The sequence below is a fragment of the Nocardiopsis sp. NPDC006938 genome, assembly GCF_042869555.1.
GTDB lineage: Bacteria > Actinomycetota > Actinomycetes > Streptosporangiales > Streptosporangiaceae > Nocardiopsis.
Window position 1 is genome coordinate 109,838 of sequence record NZ_JBIAGA010000007.1, and the last position, 17,800, is coordinate 127,637.

The 17,800-nt window shown below is 72.6% G+C and carries 11 protein-coding genes; 10 read left to right on the forward strand and 1 reads right to left on the reverse strand.

All coding sequences use genetic code 11. The annotated features are described in order from the left end of the window. Positions 1-86: 86 nt before the first annotated feature. The 6 genes from ACFYL4_RS13300 to ACFYL4_RS13325 all read left to right on the forward strand — a co-directional run bounded on the left by ACFYL4_RS13300 (position 87) and on the right by ACFYL4_RS13325 (position 12,174). Entirely contained in the window at positions 87-1,022 is a 936-nt protein-coding gene (locus ACFYL4_RS13300; RefSeq protein ID WP_357764447.1) for an LLM class F420-dependent oxidoreductase, read from the forward strand. 351 nt (positions 1,023-1,373) lie between these two features. Further along, positions 1,374-4,136: an aconitate hydratase AcnA gene (gene acnA / locus ACFYL4_RS13305; RefSeq protein WP_387518501.1), complete on the forward strand. Its 2,763-nt coding sequence runs from the start codon at positions 1,374-1,376 to the stop codon at positions 4,134-4,136. Between the two features lie 149 nt (positions 4,137-4,285). Further along, positions 4,286-6,295, forward strand: coding sequence for a hypothetical protein (locus ACFYL4_RS13310; RefSeq protein ID WP_387518502.1), 2,010 nt, complete (start codon positions 4,286-4,288; stop codon positions 6,293-6,295). Then, positions 6,288-7,592 (forward strand): hypothetical protein, encoded by a 1,305-nt coding sequence (locus tag ACFYL4_RS13315; RefSeq protein WP_387518503.1) that lies wholly within the window; start codon positions 6,288-6,290, stop codon positions 7,590-7,592. Before ACFYL4_RS13310 ends, ACFYL4_RS13315 begins: the two co-directional genes overlap by 8 nt. Positions 7,593-7,717: 125 nt before the next feature. Further along, a complete protein-coding gene (locus tag ACFYL4_RS13320) occupies positions 7,718-9,943 on the forward strand; it encodes a protein kinase (RefSeq protein ID WP_387518504.1) in 2,226 nt (741 codons plus the stop codon). 62 nt (positions 9,944-10,005) lie between these two features. After that, the gene (locus ACFYL4_RS13325; protein WP_357764435.1) at positions 10,006-12,174 is read left to right on the forward strand and encodes a serine/threonine-protein kinase; all 2,169 of its coding nucleotides are present in this window, start codon (positions 10,006-10,008) and stop codon (positions 12,172-12,174) included. 59 nt (positions 12,175-12,233) lie between these two features. Here the strand turns inward: ACFYL4_RS13325 and ACFYL4_RS13330 are convergent, their stop codons facing one another. Continuing rightward, positions 12,234-12,833: an AAA family ATPase gene (locus ACFYL4_RS13330; protein WP_357764432.1), complete on the reverse strand. Its 600-nt coding sequence runs from the start codon at positions 12,831-12,833 to the stop codon at positions 12,234-12,236. Positions 12,834-12,968: 135 nt separating this feature from the next. Here ACFYL4_RS13330 and ACFYL4_RS13335 point away from each other — a divergent pair, with 135 nt between their 5' ends. The 4 genes from ACFYL4_RS13335 (at position 12,969) to ACFYL4_RS13350 (ending at position 17,710) form a co-directional block, all read left to right on the forward strand. Continuing rightward, the gene (locus ACFYL4_RS13335; RefSeq protein WP_387518505.1) at positions 12,969-14,144 is read left to right on the forward strand and encodes an ROK family protein; all 1,176 of its coding nucleotides are present in this window, start codon (positions 12,969-12,971) and stop codon (positions 14,142-14,144) included. Between the two features lie 232 nt (positions 14,145-14,376). Further along, positions 14,377-15,516, forward strand: coding sequence for a sugar ABC transporter substrate-binding protein (locus tag ACFYL4_RS13340; protein ID WP_387518506.1), 1,140 nt, complete (start codon positions 14,377-14,379; stop codon positions 15,514-15,516). Between the two features lie 119 nt (positions 15,517-15,635). Beyond that, positions 15,636-16,436, forward strand: a complete 801-nt coding sequence (locus tag ACFYL4_RS13345; protein WP_387518507.1) for an ATP-binding cassette domain-containing protein — start codon at positions 15,636-15,638, stop codon at positions 16,434-16,436. After that, the gene (locus ACFYL4_RS13350) at positions 16,433-17,710 is read left to right on the forward strand and encodes a sugar ABC transporter permease (protein ID WP_387518509.1); all 1,278 of its coding nucleotides are present in this window, start codon (positions 16,433-16,435) and stop codon (positions 17,708-17,710) included. Before ACFYL4_RS13345 ends, ACFYL4_RS13350 begins: the two co-directional genes overlap by 4 nt. The last annotated feature ends 90 nt before the right edge of the window (positions 17,711-17,800 follow it).

The following is a 17,800-nucleotide window of genomic DNA, read 5'->3' on the forward strand; positions in this document are numbered from 1 at the left end:
GGGCCGGTCCGCCCTGACCTCGGCTTTTCCACAGTACCCGCGCGGCGGTTTCCGAACGGTCGGTGCGGTGGGAGAAAATGGGGCGTATGCGCCTGAGGATCTTCCTTGAACCCCAGCAGGGGGCCACCTACGAGGACCAGCTCGCCGTCGCCCGGGCCGTCGAGGACCTGGGGTTCGAGGCCCTGTTTCGGTCTGATCACTTTCTGTCCATGGGCGACCACGTCAGCGGGCTCCCCGGCCCGACCGACGCGTGGATCACCCTGGCCGGGTTGGCGCGGGAGACCTCCCGTATCCGGCTGGGCACCCTGATGACGGCGGCGACCTTCCGCCACCCCGGTCCGCTGGCGATCTCCGTCGCCCAGGTCGACCGGATGAGCGGCGGCCGGGTCGAGTTCGGTTTCGGCGCGGGGTGGTTCGAGGAGGAGCACGCGGTCTACGGCATCCCCTTCCCCGACTCCGCCCGGGAGCGGTTCGACCGCTACGAGGAGCAGCTCGACATCATCACGGGGTTGTGGTCCACCCCGGTGGGGGACACCTTCCGGTACGAGGGCAGGCACTTCCGGCTGGCGGAGGGCCCGGCTCTGCCCAAGCCGCAGCAGGGGCCGCACCCGCCGGTGCTGATCGGCGGCACCGGCGCCAAGCGCACGCCGAGGCTGGCGGCCAAGTTCGCGGACGAGTACAACGTTCCGTTCTGCTCTCTGGAGGAGACCGAGGCGGCCTTCGGACGTACCGCCGAGGCCGTGCGTGCGACCGGGCGCACCGCGCCGATCGTGTACTCGGCGGCGCAGGTGCTGTGCGCGGGGCGGGACGAGGCCGAGGTGTCCCGTCGTGCGGCCCGGATCGGCCGCGACGTGGCGGAGCTGCGTCAGAACGGCCTGGCCGGGTCTCCCGAGGAGATCGTCGACCGGATCGGCCGCTTCGCGCAGGCGGGTGCGGAGAGAATGTACCTGCAGCTCCTGGACCTGGCCGACCTGGACCACCTGGAGCTGGTGGCGTCGGCGGTGGCACCGGCGCTGGACTGACCGGCGGTGCCCGGGAGGAGGGGCGCGGGGGCGGACGGGGGTGTGGCGCCGCGCCCGATAACTTGATATCGAGATACAAGTTAGATACCTTGACATCAAGATAACAGCGGGGGTTCCCCCGTCCCGCTCCCGGTTCGGGCCTGTGAGGTCGACCGCTTTTCGACGGCACGTCCCGGGTCCGTGAGTGTGCGCGGCCCACCGGCCGCGACCGGTGACGATGTGGCGTCGTCGCAGGTCAAAGCGGCCCTGAAGGGTGGCACCGGTGGTGAGGGGGCGCGTTCGCGTCCCCCGCGCCCCGGCGATCCGGTTAGGGCGGCCTCAGTAGGTCCCGCGTCCGGCCCATGGGGCAGGATGCTGGGGACAAAGTGGCGAGATCAGGAGGCAGACACCGTGTCCGCGAACAGCTTCGGCGCCCGTGACACGTTGCGCGTTGGCGACGAGTCGTATGAGATCTTCCGGTTGGACGCCGTCAAGGGCTACAACCGACTTCCCTACAGCCTGAAGGTGCTGCTGGAGAACCTCCTCCGCACCGAGGACGGCGCGAACGTCACCGCAGAGCACATCACGGCCCTCGGCAACTGGGACGCCAAGGCCCAGCCCAGCCAGGAGATCCAGTTCACCCCCGCGCGGGTGATCATGCAGGACTTCACCGGCGTCCCCTGCGTCGTCGACCTCGCCACCATGCGCGAGGCCGTCCGCGACATGGGCGGCGACCCGGACAAGATCAACCCGCTCGCCCCCGCCGAGCTGGTCATCGACCACTCCGTCGTCGTGGACCTCTTCGGCCGCCCCGACGCCTTCGAGCGCAACGTCGAGATCGAGTACGAGCGCAACTACGAGCGTTACAAGTTCCTGCGCTGGGGCCAGACCGCCTTCGACGAGTTCAAGGTCGTCCCGCCCGGCACCGGTATCGTGCACCAGGCCAACATCGAGCACCTCGCGCGCGTGACGATGGACCGCAAGGGCCAGGCCTACCCCGACACCTGCGTCGGCACCGACTCGCACACCACCATGCAGAACGGCCTGGGCATCCTGGGCTGGGGCGTCGGCGGCATCGAGGCCGAGGCGGCCATGCTCGGCCAGCCGATCTCCATGCTCATCCCGCGCGTGGTCGGCTTCAAGCTCACCGGTGAGCTGCGTCCCGGCACCACCGCCACGGACCTCGTGCTCACCATCACCGAGAAGCTGCGCGACCACGGTGTGGTCGGCAAGTTCGTCGAGTTCTACGGCGAGGGCGTCGGCTCCGTGCCGCTGGCCAACCGCGCCACCATCGGCAACATGAGCCCGGAGTTCGGTTCCACCGCCGCGATCTTCCCGGTCGACGACGAGACCATCCGGTACATGCGCCTGACCGGCCGCTCCGAGCAGCAGGTCGCCCTGACCGAGGCCTACGCCAAGGCCAACGGCTTCTGGCACGACCCGGCCAACGAGCCCGAGTTCTCGGAGTACCTGGAGCTCGACCTCGCCGAGGTCGTCCCCTCCATCGCCGGTCCGAAGCGTCCCCAGGACCGCATCGCCCTCTCCGAGGCCAAGCCGACCTGGCGCCACGACGTCCGCAACTACGTCTCGGACGACGCCGACGAGGCGGGCCAGGAGTCCTTCCCGGCCTCCGACGCCCCGGCGCAGGCCCCCAACGGCGCGCGCCCGCACAAGTCGGTCCCGGTCACCATGGCCGACGGCACCGAGACCGAGATCGACCACGGCGCCGTCGTGATCGCCGCGATCACCTCGTGCACCAACACCTCGAACCCCTCGGTCATGCTCGGCGCCGCCCTGCTGGCCAAGAAGGCGGTCGAGAAGGGCCTGTCCCGCAAGCCGTGGGTCAAGACCTCCATGGCCCCGGGCTCCAAGGTCGTCACCGACTACTACGAGCGCTCCGGCCTGACCCCGTACCTGGACAAGCTGGGCTTCAACCTGGTCGGCTACGGCTGCACCACGTGCATCGGCAACTCGGGCCCGCTTCCCGAGGAGATCTCGAAGGCGGTCCAGGACAACGACCTCGCCGTCTCGGCGGTCCTGTCCGGCAACCGCAACTTCGAGGGCCGGATCAACCCGGACGTGAAGATGAACTACCTGGCGTCGCCGCCGCTGGTGGTCGCCTACGCGCTGGTCGGGTCGATGGACGTCGACATCACCACCGAGCCCCTCGGCCTGGACAAGGACGGCCAGCCCGTCTACCTGGCCGACATCTGGCCGTCGGCGGAGGAGATCCAGGAGGTCATGGACTCCGCGATCGCCTCGGACATGTACGCCAGCGCGTACTCGGACGTGTTCGCCGGTGACGACCGCTGGCGCGAGCTGCCCACCCCGACCGGCAACACCTTCGAGTGGGAGGGCGAGTCGACCTACGTCCGCAAGCCCCCGTACTTCGAGGGCATGGGCCAGACCCCGGCTCCGGTCACCGACATCTCCGGTGCCCGCGTCCTGGCCAAGCTGGGCGACTCGGTCACCACCGACCACATCTCCCCGGCCGGTGCGATCAAGCCGGGCACCCCGGCGGCCGAGTACCTCAAGGCCAACGGTGTGGAGCGCCGGGACTTCAACTCCTACGGTTCCCGCCGGGGCAACCACGAGGTGATGATCCGGGGCACCTTCGCCAACATCCGCCTGCGCAACCAGATCGCGCCGGGCACCGAGGGCGGCTACACCCGCGACTTCACCCAGGCCGACGCGCCGGTGTCGTTCATCTACGACGCCGCGCAGAACTACGCCGCGCAGGGCACCCCGCTGGTGGTCCTGGGCGGCAAGGAGTACGGCTCCGGCTCCTCGCGCGACTGGGCGGCCAAGGGCACCAGCCTGCTGGGTGTGCGCGCGGTCATCACCGAGTCCTACGAGCGCATCCACCGCTCCAACCTCATCGGTATGGGCGTGCTGCCGCTCCAGTTCCCGGAGGGCCAGTCCGCGGACTCCCTCGGCCTGACCGGTGAGGAGACCTTCTCCGTCACCGGCGTGACCGAGCTGAACGAGGGCCGTGTCCCCGGCACGGTGAAGGTCTCCACCGACACCGGCGTCGAGTTCGACGCCGTGGTGCGGATCGACACCCCGGGTGAGGCCGACTACTACCGTAACGGCGGCATCCTCCAGTACGTGCTGCGCCAGCTGATCGCCAAGTAGCGAGGCGCACCGGGACCGCCGCACGCGCCGGACCGGCGCGCACGCGGTGCTTCGGGGCCGCCACCGTCCAACCGACGGTGGCGGCCCCTCGCGCGTTCCGGCCCGTCCCGGGTTCCGGACCGGCCGAAAGCTCCCGATATGCTCGCTGCATGCCCTCGCCCCTCGGCCCAGGCCTTCTCCTGCCCCGTGCGGACCGGCTGCGACGTGCCCTGACACTGTCCGCCGTCGTCCTGGCGGCCGTGCTCGCTTCGGCTCCCGCCGCCCTGGCCGAGCCCGCGCCCGAGACGGCCGACGGGTACGAGCGGGTCGTGACACCGGCCGAGTACTACGCCGACGAGCTCGCCGCGCTCCCCGAGGACGCGGCCGTGATCGTGGATGACGCCCTGGCCGGCCAGGGCGACGTCGCCACCCTGGAACGGGAGCTGCACGAGCTCTTCTCCACCCTCGACGTCCCGTACCACGTGATCGTCAGCCCCTTCCCCGGAGCGGGGAGGGACTGGGGGAGCGGCGCGCTCCTGCCCCCGGTCATGGACCGGCTGGGACGCGACGGGCTCTACGTGCACCTGAGCCCCGACGCCCCCACCCCCGACGTGCGGGTCCGCGGGTACGACCTCCCGGTGGAGGAGAGCGCGCGCGGGCTGTACGACGACCCGAGGCTGGAGTACGACTCCGGTGTCGGGGAGATCGCCGTCGTCCTCGTCGAACGCCTGCGAGGCGAGGCTCCCGACCCCGTGCACGGTCACGGTGAGCGGGACGAACCGGGCGCGCTGGCCCGCTTCTGGTCGGACTTTCGCGACGACGTCGACCCCACGCGCTCCGTGGGCGCCGAGAACCTCGGTACCCTGGCCGGGCTCTGCTCCGGGTTCGTGCTCGGGGCGGGCGTGATCTGGGTGTGGTGGCGCTCCGCGCGCGGTCGCCGCAGACGCCACGAGGCTCCGGTGACGGCGGTGCTCACCCTGGTCCTGGCCGGAGCGGCGGTCGCCGGGCCCTACGCCTACATGATGAGTGTGCCCAAGGGGGGAGTCGAGACCGCCTGGGAGACCCCGGAGCCCCGGTCCGCCCCTCCCTATGTGGTCAACACCGAGCGGGTCGAACGGCTCGTCGCCGAGACGGGCGCCGCACCGCTGTACGTCGCACCCCTGGTCACCATGGACCGCACCGGGCTGGCCGCCACCGCCGAGCTGCTCGCGGAGAGCGACCTTCCGGTCCGCGCCCTGGTGATGTCCATGAGTCCCGCCGACGAGTCGGAGGGCGACCCGGAGGTGCTCGCCTACTCCCTGGCCGCCCTCACCGAGGGGCCGTCCGTCTACCTGGTCGCCACCACCGACTACGACGGCCGCGTCGCCGTGGCGGCCGGGACCGCCGGGACGGGCGCCGACCCGTTCGCCCTCAGCTCGGCGACCCGCGACGTCTCCGCCCCCACCCCGGCCGAGGCGATCGAGGAGGCCCTGTCTGCCCTGTCCGACCTTCCGACCGACCCCGGAGGGACGGACACCGAGCCCCTCTTCGCGTACACCTACGACAACGACCCCGGTCCGCGCTCGGAGCGCTTCTTCGGTGACGGCTTCCTCCCCTGCCTCATCGTGGTCGGACCCCTCCTGGCCGGGCTGGTCTTCGGCGGGGTCCTCCTGACCGTGCTCGTCGTACGGGGGACCGGGGCCGGACGCCGCACGCGGATGGGCACCCGGGCCCTGCGCCGACTCGCGCTGTCGGAGACCCGCGCCATGGTCGGTGAACTGGAGGCCGCCGAGGAGAGCGGTGTGCCCGCGGAGGCCCTGCGTGACGCGGACGCCGCACTGGTGGTGCTCCGGCGCCCCGCCGACGCCCTGGACCTCCTCGGAGTCACGGTCCTGGCCCGCCGCGCCAGGGCGGGGATCTCCGGAGACCGCGCGGCCGCGCGCCGACCGGTCTGCGCCGCCAACCCCCTGCACGGCGCGGCGGTCCGCAACGGCCGGGTGCCGGGCTTCGAGGGCCGCCGACCGCTGTGCGAGGCCTGCCGGAACACCCCGGACGACGCCCGCCGCCTCCGCGTGCTGGAGCTGCGGATCGGTGGCGCCTGGGTCGCGCACCTGACCCCGGACCGGGTCTGGGTGCGCACCAACTACGGATCGACGGCGCGCGGCCTCGTCGACGGAATCCTGGAGGAGAGCGATGCGTAGGTTCGAGGTCCCCTCCGTCCTGGCCCCGGTCCTGGCCCTGGTTCTGGCACTCGTCCTGACGGCGGCCCCCGCCGCCGCGTCACCGGACGACACCGCTCCGGAGAACGCCTCCGAGGCGATCGCCGCCTCCCTGGCGGAGTCGCCGGTCCACGTCGACCCCGCCTACTCCGGCGCGTTCCCCGAAGAGCTGCGCCAGGAGACCGTCGACCTCATCGAGGACTCCGGTCTGCCCCTGTACGTGGTCGCGGTGCCGATGGTCGCGGGCGACGCATGGGACGGCGAGCCCGAGAACCTGGCCGTCCTGTTGCACGACCGTATGGGCGGAGGCCGCGCCCACTTCCTGGTGTTCGCCAACGACCGCGTGTACGGGCAGGACTTCGGTGCCGGATCGGACCTGCGCGCCCACTACGGTTCGCTCACCTCTTCGTACGCCACGGGGTTCGGGGGCAACATCGCCGAGCTGATCGAGGTCTCGGTGGAGGCGTCCCTGTCCGAGGACCCCGAAGCGGCCTACACCGCGGCCAGCGAGGCCTACGACGAACAGCGTGAGGACGGTTCCGCCTTCGGGTCCGGGGCCTGGCGGGGCGGTGCCACCGCCGTGCCCGGATGGGTCTGGCCCTCGGTCGCGGCCGTGGCGCTCCTGCTGGCCGTCGGCGCCGGGTGGCGCGCCTACCGGGCCCGCGTGCCGGCCCTGCCCGCGCTGGCCGTCACCCAGCACGCCGGGTTCGACAACGCCGACCGGGCCGAACTGGACCGGCTCGTCGAGCGGGGCGCCACCGACCTGGTCGAACTGGGCGAGCGCCTGGGTCAGCTGCGCGCCCGGCCACAGGGGGAGGAGGCGACCCGGCTCCTCCAGTACGCCCTCGACGCGCGATCGGCCGCCGCCAAGGTTCACGACCACATGCTCGCCACCGCGCCCAGCCTGCCCGACGCGGCCGGGGTCCTCGTCCTGCTGGACATGGCGGAGGACGCCATCGTGCGCAGTCGTTCGCGGTCCCGTCCGGCACGCGTGCACTGCTACGCCAACCCCCTGCACGGCACCGTCACCAGGGAGACGGACTGGCGCGAGTTCGGCGGAACCCGCACCGTCCGCGTGCCGCTGTGCGCGGCCTGCGCCAAGGCGGTGCGGGGCCGGGGGCGCCCCCGTGTACTGCCCGACCGCCACCAGGGGAGTGAGGTGCCCTACTACGAGGTGCCCGCCGAGGCGAGCGTGTGGGCGGCCACCGGTTACGGTGCCCTGCGCGACGATCTGGTCGACCGCGTCCTGCGCGGCGACCACGCGCGCTCCCGGAGATAACGGCCGGGCATCGGATACGAACGGATCGGAACCGGAACCGTGTACGGGCGGTCAGTTCCTTGTGGCACCCTGACATGGCGCCCCGCTCGGGGCCGGAGAACGACGTACGAGAGACGGGGCGGGCAGTGGACGACCCTCAGGACCAGGCGATACGAGTCGAGGAGGCGGGCGGTTTCCGTCTGCTGCGCTCCCTGGGGAGGGGCGGTTTCGGCGAGGTGTTCCTGGGCGAGGCCGAGGACGGCACCCGGGCCGCCGTGAAGCTGCTGCACGCCAGTTGGTCCGGGGACGCCGACATGCGGCGCCGTTTCGCCGCCGAGGTGGAGCAGGCCCGGCGGGTGAGCGGGTTCTGCGTGGCCGCGATCCTGGACGCGGACCCCGACGCCGCCCAGCCGTGGATCGCCACCGAGTTCATCGACGGTCCCACGCTCCAGGCCTCCGTCGAGGAGGACGGGCCCCGCACGGGTGTGGACCTCCAGCGCCTGGCCATCGGTACCGCCACCGCGTTGACCGCGATCCACGCCGCCGGTGTGGTGCACCGCGACCTCAAGCCGGACAACATCATGCTGGCCCCGGACGGGCCCAGGGTGATCGACTTCGGCATCGCCCGCGCGGTGGAGTCGACCTCGGTGACCGCCAGCGGGGTGGTCGGCACCATCGGGTACATGGCCCCCGAACAGCTGGAGGGAGCCCGTCTCACCGCCGCCGTCGACGTGTTCTCGTGGGCCTCGGTGATGGTGTTCGCGGCCACCGGCCGGGAGGCCTTCCCGGGCCCCACCCAGGCGGCGCGCATCGCCCGCATCCTGGGCGGAGAACCCGGCCTCGACGGCCTCGACGGCCCGTTCGCCGCGATTCTCCGCTCCTGCCTGGACAAGGAACCCTCGGGGCGCCCCGACGCCGAGACCCTCATGCGCTGGCTCGTCTCGGCCCCGACCGTCGGCGGCCCCGCACGCCCCGCCGCCGGACCCGACCACACGCCCACCGCGCCCACGGCGGTCGTCCCCGGTGCCGACGGCCCCGACCCCCGCACCCGGGTCGGCGTCGACCCGACCAGGATCGCGGACGGGCCACACCCCGGAGCCGCCCCCCTCGACCCCACCCGGGTGGCCGGAGCGGCGCCGGTCGCCCCCACCCGCGCCTACACGCGCATGGCGGGTGCGGGTGAAGCGGCCCTCCCGGAGGCGGCCGCACACGGCCACCCCCCGCCCCGCCCCTCCGGGCCCGGCGGGTACGCACCCGATCCCCGGCACACCGGTGCCGTTCCGCCCTACCACTTCGTCAGCCTGCGCTTCCACGACCCGGCCCATCTGGCCGAGGCCATGCAGCAGAACTGGGGCGCTGCCGTCCAGGTCTTCAGCGACCCCCACGAGCGCGACGTGCTGGGCGCCTGGCTCATGGACGACCTCGGCGACACCACCGTCGACCGCTCGCTGTTCCGGCGCGAGGTCCGCGACGCCAACCTCGCCGTCGCCTCCTTCGTCGCCCAGACGCGCCCCGACCTGCCGCCGGTCTTCCGGGGGCGGGGCGTGTCCCTTCCCGAGCTCCGGGCCCTGTTCGAGGACCCGCGTCCGCTTCTGACCGGGGCGCCGCTGAGCAACGAGATGGTCCTGCTCGCCCGTCCCGAGGTCCTACGGATCGCCGGAGCCCACCAGGGCCCCGAGAGCGTCGAGTTCCAGCGGCTGGCCGAGGGCCTGGACCGCGCTGAGCGCTCCGGCGCCCTCCTGCACGAGCAGCTGTCGCGGCAGCTCGTGGGGTGGCGCTCCAGCCAACCCAACGTCAACCCCGCACTGGTCCTGGCCTTCCTGCTCCACCCGCAGCGGATGGTCCCGCCCGACGACGGCGGCGACACCGGTGTTGCGGAGTGGGTGGACATCCTCTGGCGGCGCGTGTCGGACGCCGACGCCCCCGAGAGCACCGGGTACGCGGCCGCGATCTACGGCTCCCTGAGCACCCTCCAGGCCCTGGCCCGGCAGCGCCGCTACTGGGAGAGCCGCTTCTCCGACGTCTCCGCCGCCCACGACGACCTGGTGGGGAAGGTGCGGCTCCAGAACACGACCGATCGGGTGATCCACTGGGGCAGGATCGCCCTCGTCGGGTATCCCGTCGGCCTCGTCCTCGGCGCGACCTCCATCGGTGACGGCCTGGCCGACCTCGTGCTGTGGGTCGCCCTGCTGGGCACGGTCGCCCTGGTCGGCGCCTTCACGACCCGCCTGGTGATGTGCGGCCCCGCGGCCAGGCGGCGCCAGCGGCTCATGGACCTGCGCAACTCGCACCACCAACTGCCCCAGCTCACCACCGGTGTGGAGCGCATCCGCGCCGACCTGGCGCAGGCACGCAGAATCACCTCCAGCTGACCCGACGGCGCGGGCCCCCGTCGGTCGCCGGACGTGACAAGAGAAGAAGGAAGGACGCGCTCGTGGACGAGACCACGGACTTGACGCCCGCCCCCCGAGCGGTCGGTCCGTACACCCTGACGCGATCGCTGGGCCGTGGCGGTTTCGGAGAGGTGTTCCTGGGCGAGGCCGAGGACGGCACCCGGGCAGCGGTCAAACTGCTGCACGCCAACTGGTCCGGGGATGCGGACATGCGGCGCCGATTCGCCGCCGAGGTGGAGCAGGCCCGGCGGGTGAGCGGGTTCTGCATCGCGACGATCCTGGACGCGGACCCGGACGCCGCCCAGCCGTGGATCGCCACCGAGTTCATCGACGGACCCACCCTGCACCGCGCCGTGGCCGATGAGGGACCCCGCTCCGGTGCCGAGCTCCAGCGCCTGGCCGTGGCCACGGCCACCGCGCTCGCGGCCATCCACGCGGCCGGTGTGGTGCACCGGGACCTCAAGCCGGACAACATCATGCTGGCTCCGGACGGGCCCCGGGTGATCGACTTCGGCATCGCCCGCGCGGTGGAGTCGACCTCCGTGACCGCCAGCGGCATCGTCGGCACGGTCGGGTACATGGCCCCCGAGCAGCTGGAGGGCATGCGCCTGACCGCCGCCGTCGACGTGTTCTCGTGGGCCTCGGTGATGGTGTTCGCGGCCACCGGGCGCGACGCCTTCCACGGCCCCACCCAGGCCGCGCGCATCGCGCGGGTGCTCTCCGGAGAACCCGACACCGGGGACCTGTCCGGCCATCTGCTGGACACCATCCTGGCCTGCCTGGACAAGAACCCCAAGCGGCGCCCCGACGCGCCGACCCTGCTCCACCACCTCGTCGCGGGCACGTCCCCCGCCGCCGGCACGGACGCGCGGATCTCCGCCACGCGGGTGGAGGAGGCGCCCTCGGCGCCCCCCACCCGCCAGTACACCGCGCTCGCGGGCACCGGCGAGGCGGCACCGTCCCCCGGCCCCCGCCCCGCCACCCCGCCGCTCCACCCCACACCCGTTCCCGCCCACCCGACGCCGCCCCCGGCCACGGCGCGTCACCAGAGTTCGTACGGCCCTCCGGCCGCCGAGTCCGCCCCGGGTTCCGACGCCCCGCCCTACCGGTTCGCGGGCGTGCGCTTCACCCGGATCGAACCGTTGGCCGCCGCCATGCAGGAGCACTGGGCCGACGCGGTGACCGTCCTGGGCGACCCCGCCGAGCGGGCCATGCTCGGCTCGTGGGTGATGAACGACATCAACGACACCAAGGTCGACCGTTCCCTGTTCCGTCGCGAGGTGCGCGACGCCAACCTGGCCGTGGCCTCGTTCGTCTCCCAGGCCTGCCCGGAGCTGCCGCCCCTCTTCCGTGGCCACGAGCTCACCGTCGCGGGGCTGCGACAGCTCTTCCACGACCCCCGGCCGCTCATCACCGGCGGCCACGAGGCCAACGAACTCATGCTGTTGGCCCGCCCCCAACTGCTGCGGCAGATGGCGGAGCACCGGCACGCGGACGGCCCCGAACTGCGCCGCTTGGCAGAGGACGTCGAGGTGGCCGAGCGAACCGGCCTGGCCTTCCACCGCGAGCTCGCGCAGAACCTGCGGGGCTGGCGCGGATTCGACGAGCGGCTGGACCCGGCGCTGGCGCTCACCTTCCTGCTCAATCCCGACCTCATGGTGCCCCCGGACCCGGGGGACCTACCCGGAGCCGCGCACTGGACGAACGCTCTGTGGGCGCGTGTCGAACTCTCCTCAGGTGCCCGGCGGGCCGGGTACGCGGCGGCCGTCTACGGCGCCCTCCCGGCCGTGGTGACCCTGGTCCGGCAGCGCGGGGCCTGGGAACGGCGGCGGGACTCCCTGCGCCGGGAACACCACACGCTGGCCGCGCAGGCCACGGAGCGGGGCCGCGACTTCAGGATCAGGGCCACGTTCGTGACCGCGGCGATCGTCTTCCTGGTCCTGTCCGTGATGTTCGGCGCGGGCCTGAACGGGTCGGGCCTCGGAGTGCTCTTCTTCCTGTCGTCTCTGGCCGCCGGTGGCGTCGTGCTGATCATGGTGATCCGCGACAGCGAGCGCCACGGCGGGAGCGCCGTCCGTGAGGCCCGCGAGCTGCGCCTGCGCAACATCCCCAGCCAGGGGCGGGCCCTGTCGGAGGGGTTGAGGGCCATGGACGCCGACGTCCAACGGGCGCGCGAGCTCTGCTCCCGTCCGCCCCGCCAGAACTACTGAGGGTCGCCGCCGGCCGGGTCCTCGCGATCCGCGCACTCGGCGCGTCGGAGTGGGCCGGATCACCCGTTGTCGACCAGCACGTCGGCGCGTTCCCACGGCGGATCGACCGCGTACAGTGCCTCCTCCTGCCGGGCCCAGCGCGCTCGGTGCGGCCCGTACTGCGGCGCGTCCTGTCGGGCGTCCAGCCTGCGGGCCCGGGTCGGCTCGGCGGCCTCCACCCACACCAGGAGATCGCAGGCGCCGCGTACGGGGGCCGCGCCCGAGCCGCACCCCTCCACGACCAGGGTGCCGCCCCCGGTGAGGAGGTCGTCGGGGAGAGCGGTCCACGCCGTGTCGAAGGAGCCGCTCTCCCAGTCGTAGCGGTGCCAGGCCGGGGCGCGGCCGCGCCCCAGCGGGTCCAGGACCCACTCCCGGAGCAGGACGCAGGACTCCGCCAGACCGTCCCACCCGGGGTAGAGGTCCTCCATGGGCAGCAGGGCCACCGGCTCGCCCCGCTTCGCCAAGGCCCGGCACAGGTGGTCGGCCACGGTGCTCTTGCCCGAGCCCGAACGCCCTTCCACCGCCACGACGCGCACCGACGGGCCCCGCCGGACGGTGTCCAGGACGGTCCCGGCCACGTGCTCCGCCCATCCAGGCCGGTCGGTGCTCACCCTCGTCATGCCACGAACGTAGGGCACCGACGCTCCGGTTCCGCCCAGGGGCACGGGGTTCCGGGGTCCGGCCTCCCGTTCAATGCTTGTAGCATTCGACGGAACAACACCAGAACACGCGGACCGACGGACAAGGGGTGCGGGGTGACCGAGACCGGTACGACACCCGGGTCCCAGTCCGCGCTGCGGGAGGCCAACCAGCGGCGCGTCGTCGACGTACTGCGTCGGGACGGCACCCGCACGCAGGCCGAGCTGGCCCGGGCCACCGGACTGTCGGCCGCCAGCGTCTCCAACATCGTGCGGGGGCTGCGGGCCGCCGGTACCGTGTCGGTGCGCGACACCTCCTCGAACGGCCGCCGGGCCCGCGCCGTCACCCTCCTGCGCCCGCCGGGCACCGTCGTGGCCGTGGACTTTTGCGGCGACCGCGTCCGCGTGGCCGTCGGTGACAGTGACGGCAACGTGCTGGCCCGGGAGGCCATCGCCTACGACGTGGCCGCCGACGCCGGACGGGCGGTCCGCCGCGCCGCGTGGTTGGTCGAGACCGCCCTGCTGGGAGCCCGGATCGACCTGGGCACCGTGGCCTCGGTGGTGGCCTCCGTGCCGGGTCCGATCGCCCCCGACAGCGGTGAGGTGGGCGCCATCTCGTGTCTGGCCCGGTGGGCGGGCTTCCGACCGGCCGAGGCGCTGGGGGAGAGGCTGGGCCTCCCCGTGCTGGCCGAGAACGACGCGAACCTGGCGGTGGTGGCCGAACGGGCCCTGGGCGCCGCGCGGGGGGCCGACCACGTCATCCAGCTGGTGCTCGGCGAAGGCGTGGGGGCGGGCATCGTCATGTCCGGGCGGCTGTTCCGCGGGGCGGGCGGGACGGCGGGCGAGATCGGGCACATCGGTCTGGACCCGCGCGGCCAGGTGTGCCGCTGCGGCAACCGCGGGTGCCTGGAGACGTTCGTCGGTACCGGGTACCTGCTGAACATGCTGCCCCGAACCCACGACCTCGCGCCCGGGCCCGACCGTGCGCGGCTGCGGGAGGTGGTCGCCTCCGCCCTGGACGAGGACCCCGGCAGCCGCCGCATCATCGCGGAGGCCGGGGACGCCCTCGGGCAGGGGGTGGCGATCATGGCCAACCTGTTCAACCCGGACCGCGTGGTGGTCAGCGGTGACCTGGCCGAGGCGGGCGACCTGTTGCTGGAGCCCATGCGCCGGTCGATGGAGATGGGCACGCTGGGCGCGGCCCTGGCCCGGTTCGACCTGGTGACCAGCGCCCTGGGCGAGGACGCGCCGATCCGTGGCGCGCTGCTCACCGCTGCCCGCAGTCTGCGCTGAACGCACGAGCCCTCCGCGGCGCCGCACGGTCGCCCGCCCCCGTGCCGGTGCGCCGTCTCCCGGTGGCGAGCCCTCTGGCCAGGGCTTCTCTTTCGTTTAAGCCATGAAATCAAGACTCGTGATATTTCGGTAATGTGTTCATCTGTTGACGGCAAGGTGGACGCGGGGTTCTACTTCACACCATCGATCGCGCGATCTCGTCCGCGCTCGCACCGCAAGAGAGGCCCCCGCGTTGACCACAAGACGCCCCCACCGCCGTTCCGCCCTTCCGGGAACCGCCGCCGTCGCCGCGCTGGCCCTGTTCGCCACCGCCTGCGGCTCACTCACCACAGACGACTCGGCCGGAGAGGCCCAGACGCACACGGTGGAAGAAGGCTTCCACGTCGGGCTGCTGCTCCCCGAGCTCCAGACCGCCCGCTACGAGGCCTTCGACAAGCCGTACTTCGAGGAGGCGCTGGAGAACCTCTGCCCCAACTGCGAGCTCTCCTACGCCAACGCCGACCAGGACGTCGACGAACAGCAGACCCAGGCCCAGGCGATGCTCACCTCCGGAGTCGACGTCCTCGTCCTGGGCGCCGTCGACTCCGAGGCCGCCGCCGGAACCGTGAACGAGGCGCGCGGGCAGGGCGTGCCCGTCGTCGCCTACGACCGCCTCGCGCAGGGCGGCGTCGACATGTACGTCTCCTTCGACAACTTCCGGGTCGGACAGGTCCAGGCCGAGGCGCTGCTGGGCGCCCTCGACCAGGCCGGAACCGCGGGCGACGGCCAGATCGTCATGATCAACGGATCGCCGACCGACCCCAACGCGGGCGACTTCAAGGCGGGCGCCCACGAGATCTTCGAGGGGCAGGTGGAGATCGGGCAGGAGTTCGACACCCCCGACTGGTCGCCCGACGAGGCCAACAGCCAGATGGAGGGCGCCATCACCTCCCTCGGCCTGGACGAGATCGTCGGCGTCTACGCCGCCAACGACGGCATGGCCGCCGGTGTGATCTCCGCGCTGCGCAGCGCCGGAGTGTCGGTGGCGGACCTGCCGCCCGTCACCGGTCAGGACGCCGAACTCCACGGCATCCAGCGCATCGTCGCCGGTGAGCAGTACATGACGGTCTACAAGGCCATCCGCCCGGAGGCGGAGATCGCCGCCGCGATGGCCGTCTCCCTGGCCACCGGCGACGACCTGGACGCCGGTGAGTACACGGTCACCGAGGTCGAGGACGCCGGAGGCGAGAAGGTCAGCGCCGTCCTGCTCGACCCGGTCGCCGTCACCGTCGACGACATCGCCGACACCGTGGTCTCGGACGGCTTCTACACCGTCGAGCAGATCTGCACCGACGACTACGCCGACTTCGACTTCTGCAAGGAAGCCCTCTAGACGGCCTCGGCGCCCGGGCCGCCCCCCACCGGAGGGGCGGCCCGGGACCGACGCCCCGAGGGCCCGGCCGCGCGCGGCCGTCCGCCCCGACCCGCCGGGCGAGAGAGAGAAACAGGCACATGAGCACACCCGTCCTGGAACTGTCCGGGATCTCCAAGACCTTCGGGGCCGTCAAGGCGCTCACCGAGGTCGACCTCCGCGTCGACCCCGGTGAGGTCGTCGCCCTGCTCGGCGACAACGGCGCGGGCAAGTCGACCCTCGTCAAGGTCATCGCCGGGGCCCACCCGGCCGACAGCGGCGGTACCGTCCGCTGGGAGGGGGAACCGGTCACCATCGGTACGCCCGCCGACGCCCAGCGCCTCGGGATCGCCACCATCTACCAGGACCTCGCACTCTGCGACAACCTGGACATCGTCGGCAACCTCTTCCTGGGCAACGAGCGCCTGCACTTCCCCGGCACGCTCGACGAGGTCGAGATGGAGCGCCGGGCCGTGGAACTCCTCGACTCCCTGTCGGTGAGCATCCCCGACCTGCGCGTACCCGTGGCGGCCCTGTCCGGGGGACAGCGCCAGATCATCGCCATCGCCAGGTCGCTGCTGGGCCAACCGCGCCTGGTCATGCTCGACGAACCCACCGCGGCGCTCGGCGTCGCGCAGACCGCCCAGGTCCTCGACCTCATCGAGCGGTTGCGCGACCAGGGGCTCGGGGTGGTCCTGATCAGCCACAACATGGCCGACGTCCGGGCCGTCGCCGACCGGGCGGCGGTGCTCCGCCTGGGCCGGAACGCGGGCGACTTCCCCATCGCCACGACCAGCTACGAGGAGATCGTGGCCGCCATCACCGGGGCCTCCGACAACCCGGTGTCCCGTCGCTCCACCCGTACCGGCTCGTCCGCCACGGCCACGAAGGACAAGGAATGAGCCAGCAGACCCACGCAACCCAGGGCGGGGACACCGCCGCGCCGGTGAGCGCCCCCCGGCGCGACCCGCGCCTGCTCACCACGGTCGCCTCACCCGGCGGGTGGCTCAGCGCCCTGCGCCGCAACCTCCGGGGCGGCGAACTGGGCGCGGCGCCGGTCATCGTCGGCCTCCTGCTGATCGCCGTCGTCTTCCAGACGGCCAACGACCGGTTCCTGTCCCCGCAGAACCTGTCCAACCTGTCCGTGCAGATCGCGGCGGTCGGCCTCATGACCACCGGCGTCCTCATGGTCCTGCTGCTCGGTGAGATCGACCTGTCCATCGGGTCGGTCTCCGGGCTGTCCGCCGGGGTGCTCGCCGTCCTCGCGGTCCGACACGGCTGGTCGGAGTGGGCGGCGATCGGCGCCGCCGTGGGGGTGGGCCTCCTCGTGGGCCTGATCCACGGGTTCGTCTTCGCGAAGATGGGCGTGCCCGCCTTCGTGGTCACCCTCGCGGGCCTGCTCGGGTGGCAGGGCGTGCACCTGTACGTCATGGCCGGTGACGGCAGCATCAACACCAGCTCCAGCGGCCCCATCGCGATGCTCACCCAGACCTACTTCGTCCCCGCGGTGGGCTGGTTCCTGGTGCTGGCCACCCTGGCCCTGTACCTGCTGTCGGTGCTGACCGCCGAACGCAGGCGCCGTTCGGCGGGGCTGTCGTACAAGCCGCTGGCCGAGGTGCTGTTCCGGACCCTGCTGCTGGCCCTACCGCTGGTCGGCGGCGTGTGGGTGCTCAACCAGTACAAGGGCGTACCGCTGGCCTTCCTCATCTTCGTGGGCTTCGTCGTCGTACTGGACCTGGTGCTGCGCAAGACCCGCTACGGGCGCATGGTCTACGCGGTGGGCGGCAGTTCCGAGGCGGCCCGCCGGGCCGGGATCAACGTGGACCTGGTCCGGATCTCCGTGTTCGGGATCGCGTCCACCCTGGCCGCGCTCGGCGGCGTCATGCTGGTCTCCCGCAACTTCGGGGCCAGTGTCTCCACCGGTGGCGGCGCGGAGCTGATGATGGCCATCGCGGCGGCGGTGATCGGCGGTACCAGCCTGTTCGGCGGTCGCGGCAACGCCTACTCGGCCCTGCTCGGAGGCCTGGTGCTCGGCGCCATCACCTCGGGGCTCCTGCTGCTCCAGATGGACACCTCGGTGCGCTTCATGATCACGGCGGCCGTCCTGCTGATCGCGGTGGTGCTCGACGCGCTCTCCCGCCGGGGCCGTCGGACCCACGCCAGAGGCGGCGCCTAGACCCCTCCCTGCTCCTTCACAGAAGGGGCGCGGCGGCCGTCCCCGAGGCCGCCGCCGGGCCCGGGCCGGACCACTCCCACCGGCCCGGGC

Excerpts from the sequence above, each read along its gene's own strand:
- ACFYL4_RS13300 (WP_357764447.1), top strand. The coding sequence starts at position 87 with ATGCGCCTGAGGATCTTCCTTGAACCCCAGCAGGGGGCCACCTACGAG.
- acnA (WP_387518501.1), top strand. The coding sequence starts at position 1,374 with ATGCTGGGGACAAAGTGGCGAGATCAGGAGGCAGACACCGTGTCCGCG.
- ACFYL4_RS13310 (WP_387518502.1), top strand. The coding sequence starts at position 4,286 with ATGCCCTCGCCCCTCGGCCCAGGCCTTCTCCTGCCCCGTGCGGACCGG.
- ACFYL4_RS13315 (WP_387518503.1), top strand. The coding sequence starts at position 6,288 with ATGCGTAGGTTCGAGGTCCCCTCCGTCCTGGCCCCGGTCCTGGCCCTG.
- ACFYL4_RS13330 (WP_357764432.1), bottom strand. The coding sequence starts at position 12,833 with ATGACGAGGGTGAGCACCGACCGGCCTGGATGGGCGGAGCACGTGGCC.
- ACFYL4_RS13345 (WP_387518507.1), top strand. The coding sequence starts at position 15,636 with ATGAGCACACCCGTCCTGGAACTGTCCGGGATCTCCAAGACCTTCGGG.
- ACFYL4_RS13350 (WP_387518509.1), top strand. The coding sequence starts at position 16,433 with ATGAGCCAGCAGACCCACGCAACCCAGGGCGGGGACACCGCCGCGCCG.